This is a genomic window from Kitasatospora sp. NPDC002551 (assembly GCF_040296005.1).
Taxonomy (GTDB): domain Bacteria; phylum Actinomycetota; class Actinomycetes; order Streptomycetales; family Streptomycetaceae; genus Kitasatospora.
The window spans coordinates 1-4,085 of the sequence record NZ_JBEOWI010000139.1 but is presented as its reverse complement, the minus strand read 5'-3'; the positions used below and the strand labels follow the sequence as shown (position 1 = coordinate 4,085).

At 72.7% G+C, this 4,085-nt stretch carries 3 protein-coding genes, 1 tRNA gene and 1 pseudogene; 2 read left to right on the top strand and 3 right to left on the bottom strand.

Going from position 1 to position 4,085, the window contains the following annotated elements:
- Positions 1-852 (top strand): annotated as a pseudogene (locus tag ABT093_RS40485) (hypothetical protein); the annotation flags it as partial.
- Between the two features lie 417 nt (positions 853-1,269).
- Here ABT093_RS40485 and ABT093_RS40480 read toward each other — a convergent pair.
- From ABT093_RS40480 to ABT093_RS40470, 3 genes are all read right to left on the bottom strand, one after another.
- The gene (locus ABT093_RS40480; RefSeq protein ID WP_350572516.1) at positions 1,270-2,184 is read right to left on the bottom strand and encodes a hypothetical protein; all 915 of its coding nucleotides are present in this window, start codon (positions 2,182-2,184) and stop codon (positions 1,270-1,272) included.
- A gap of 129 nt (positions 2,185-2,313) precedes the next feature.
- Positions 2,314-3,525, bottom strand: a complete 1,212-nt coding sequence (locus ABT093_RS40475) for a hypothetical protein (protein ID WP_350572515.1) — start codon at positions 3,523-3,525, stop codon at positions 2,314-2,316.
- A 75-nt stretch (positions 3,526-3,600) separates the two neighbouring features.
- The gene (locus ABT093_RS40470; RefSeq protein ID WP_350572514.1) at positions 3,601-3,756 is read right to left on the bottom strand and encodes a hypothetical protein; all 156 of its coding nucleotides are present in this window, start codon (positions 3,754-3,756) and stop codon (positions 3,601-3,603) included.
- Between the two features lie 180 nt (positions 3,757-3,936).
- Here ABT093_RS40470 and ABT093_RS40465 point away from each other — a divergent pair.
- Positions 3,937-4,010: transfer RNA gene (locus ABT093_RS40465), tRNA-Met, on the top strand.
- Positions 4,011-4,085 lie beyond the last annotated feature (75 nt).

Sequence of the window (4,085 nt, the reverse complement as noted above, 5' to 3'; positions counted from 1 at the left end):
CTCGGCATCGCGATCGACCGGAACACGGTCCACACCACGGCACCGGCTGAGCAGCAGCTCGACGAGGTGCCCGCCCCGGCGGCGGTTGCAGCGGCACCGCCGGCACCGCCCGCGCCCGCTCTGGAGGCACCTGCCGCGATTCTGGTGAACGCGCCCGCTGCTGTCCCGCCGGTGTCGGCGCCCGCCGAAGCCACACCGCCGGCTGCGGCCCCGCTGCCCGCTCAGGCACCGTCCCGGATGCCGGCCGCCCCGCAGGGGACCGAGCAGCAGGTTCCCGCGGGAGTGCCCGAGGGGCCCGGTGACGGGCAGGAACAGGCGCCGGACCCCTCGCCGGCAGGCGGACCGGGCCAGGAGGAGGATCCGTCCGCGACGGGACCGGAGGGCGCCCCTGCTCCGGTTCCGGCCCCTGCTCCGGCCCCTGCTCCGGCCCCTGCTCCGGCCCCTGCTCCGGCCCCGGCCCTGGAACCGGCCCCGGAACCGGCCCCGGCCCCGGAACCGGAGCAGGGCGAGGCGAAGGAAGAGGACGGTGACGAAGAGGACGACGAGGCGGCCGGCGCCGGAGCGGAGGAGCCCAAGGTCAATCTGGGCGTCGCCCCGCCCGGTGAGACGAAGAGCCAGAAGGCCGAGCGGATCTACCTGGCACATCAGGAGGCGGGAGTGGAGCTGACCAAGCCCAACCTGGCCCGGTGGGCTGGCTACCAGCAGGAGGGCTCAGGCCGCACCCAGTACAACAAGCTGGAGAAGAAGCACGGGCCCATCGTGGTCCGCGAGGGAGCGGACCAGCTGGACCTGGACTGGCGGAACCCGGCGGCGTCGGGCGAGGGCCTGCAGCCGGCCGAGTCGGTGAGCTGAGCCCGGGGATCCAGTGCTCCGGGCCCGGCCTCGCTCCGGGCCGGTCCGGGGCGGGGACCGCGTGTCCGTGCGCACAGTTGGTCGCATGCCTTGGCGCATCACTATGCCGGGAGCGGCGGCCTGGCCGCGGCACCCTGGTGCTCGCGGGGCAACGGTGAGCTGGACGCCGCGCTTCACGGTCCCGCCGGACGGAAGCCCAGCTCGAGGCCTGCGGCGATCCGCGCGTTCGCGGAAGAGCGTCCGCCATGTGTACTACCTCGGCGTCGGACTTCTGTGGGACAAGGACTTCGGCGACTTCGGCCACTCCCGCAGCAACTACTCGCTGGTCGTTCGCGAGCCTACGCGACCGCACTCACCTGCTCGCGCTGGAGACCGCCGCACTCTCAGGCGGGGACGCCGACGCCGCCAGTGTCCGGGTCACGCCCCGGCGGCCTCGGCAGCTCCCCTGACCACAGGCCCGCCCCGCGGCTGGAGGAATCGAGCCAGGGTGCTGTAGGGCCAGCGTTCGCCTGCCTGGAGGCCGATGCTCGCGCCGCCGACCGCGAACCACTTGTTCAGCGCGCGGCCGCCGGCGGCGTCCAGGACGGGGAGGGCCGTGACGTCCAGGGCCGCGGGCGGGTTCGGCCACAGCCTGGTCACCTGACCGGAAGCCTCGAAGGGGTGCACGATGTCGATCAGCGGGTGGGAGATCAACTGCAAGGTCACCATCAGGTCGTTCGGCAGGGACAGGCCGAGTGTTGTGGCCCCGCACTTCCCGCCCGCGCCGTCCGGACGGTGGACGTCAGGGAGAACGACCAGCTCGAACTCAGGCATGGTCACCACAGCCCCATTCGGGTCGACCACGGCCATCCAGACCGAGACGTCCTCCGGGAACTGACCGGTATGCCGCAGCCCTCGAAGGCCGGGCGGCGGCAGCTCCAGCGCGTTGCGGCCAGGCAGATCGAGGTGCCCGATCTCGGAGTTCACGGCCAGGGGGTGGTCGTGCAGGAGCAGGGTCTTTGTCACCCACCGGGCGAAGTCGACGACCGCGCTGCCGGTGATCGACTGGAGAGCGTCCAGAACGGCGCGGACCTGCGGCTTGCCCGCCACCTCGAACGAGTCGTTCAGCCAGCCGTTGCAGTTGGATGGGCTGTCGACGCCGCACACCGGCAGCATGACGCGCGCCAGCTGGTCACGCTCCGTCTTGCCATTCCGCTTGGCGATCGGCTCGCTGCCCTCGAAGAACGTGAACGGCCCTTGACCGGCCCACCGCGCGAACAGCCAGCGGGGAAGGACGTGCTCCCCCTGTGAGCTGACGGGAGCACCGCAGAACACACAGTCACCGGAGGCCATGACGGGAGACTACTGCTCAGGGTCCTCCGGCAGCGCCTGATTACCTCGAATGCGGTCCTTGCCGCAGTCCAGCCCCGGAGAACGGGCGGTGACTGGGACCTGGTCGGCAGGCTGGGCGGCAGAGGGGGGTCAGTCCATCAGGGCCGTGGCGTCGTCCAGGCGCTCGCGCAGCGCCGCCGCAGTGTTCGCCAGCTTGTCCTGCTCGGCCTGGAGCCGGGAGAGGCCGTGCTGCTCGGCGTGGCGGCGGTCGGTGGCCCGGGCGTGGGCGGCGGCAAGGCGCAGGAGGGCGATGTCGGGCCGCTGGGTGTAGCGGGTGGTCAGGGCGCGGACCACGGCCCACCAACGGCGGTTGGTGGCTGTCGGGACGGGCTGGGTGGCGGTGGGGTCGGCCCGGGAGGGGCGGGGGAGCGCGGCGGGGGAGGATGGGGTGATGGGCGTCGTGCTGTCGTGGTCCCAGCCCCCGCGCAGCCGGATGCCGTTGACGACCGGCTCGTCGCTGCCGGTGCCGTACTGCACGCTGACGCCGGTGGGGACGGGGTCGGTGCTGTGCCGGTACGGGCCGATGACGACGCTGCCGGCCAGCCGGGGCCCGTCGACCCGGTAGGTGACGGTGCCGGGCGGCTCGTTGACAGCGCACTCGCGCACCAGCGCCGTCCCGAGCGCCTGGCCGTGCTCGTCGGTGTAGACGAACCGCGTGACGCCAGCCGGCGGATTGGCCGGCGGCGGGGGAGCGGCGGCCAAGTCGTCCAGGCGCAGAAGACGGCCTTGGCGCAGGCGCAGGCGTTCTCGGACGGTGTGAAGGTCGGCTTCGGCCGTGGCCAGGGCGGTGCGGGTGTCGCGGACCACGGCGGGGGCCGCGAGGCGTGCGACTGCCCGCACCAGGTCGTGCCGGTCGTCACGGGCCTGCCAGTGCTGGAGGACGGCCAGGACGGCCTCCTCCAGGAGGGCCGCCGCGCGGTCGGGAACCCGCCTGGTCGCGTGGTGCTCGCCGAGGACGACGGCTTCCACGAGGACGGCGCTGGGGTCGGGGAGGCGGTCGGGGGCGAGACAGGTAGCGGTTCCGTGCACCCGCACGCGGTGGACGACCGGTTCATCCGGGCGCGGCCGGTACGGGCGTACCGGTGCTGCGCCGTCGCCGAAGCTGACCCGCACGCCGGCGGGAAGAAGCTCGTCGGCGACGGCGTGCGGCCGGACCAGGAGGACTCCGCGGAGGTGGCGGGTACGGACGGCGTAGCGCACGGTGCCGGTCTGCGGGGAGGCGGTGGCCGCGACGGACAGGACGTCGCCGCGGGGGAGGGGGAGCGCGATCTCTTCGGGCTCGGCCGAGGACAGGGGCAGCACAGGTGGTCTCCGGGACGGGGAAAGGGGGCTGGGGCCGTGGCCGGCGGCGGCATGGCCCCGGAGCGGGAGTGAGGGTCAGGGGCCGGGGTGGTGTTCGTCGTCGGCGAGATCCTGGGCGGCTTCGCGGAGCCACTCACGCTTCTCGCGGGCGCGTTCGGTCCCGTGGTGCAGTTCCTTGGGGTTGTGCCCGGGACAGCAGTAGTCCCGGCGCTTGCCCCGACGGGTCATCATGACGGCCATAGTCACGCCTCATTGGGATGGGCAGGGCCTGGCAGGCCTAGTGGAAAGGATGCGAAAACAATACACAAATTCATAGCATTAAGAAACCAACTTTGAGGGTGGGGGTCGCGCGCCGCCGGAAAATGCAGTGCGGAGCACCAGGTGCGATGCCGTAGGGTGAAGGCACACCGACGCGGGGTGGAGCAGCTCGGTAGCTCGCTGGGCTCATAACCCAGAGGTCGCAGGTTCAAATCCTGTCCCCGCTACTTTCCAGTGGCCCTGGCGCATCCCCGCGCCGGGGCCACTGCCGTTCCCAGAGGCGACGGCCGACCCGCCCGCCG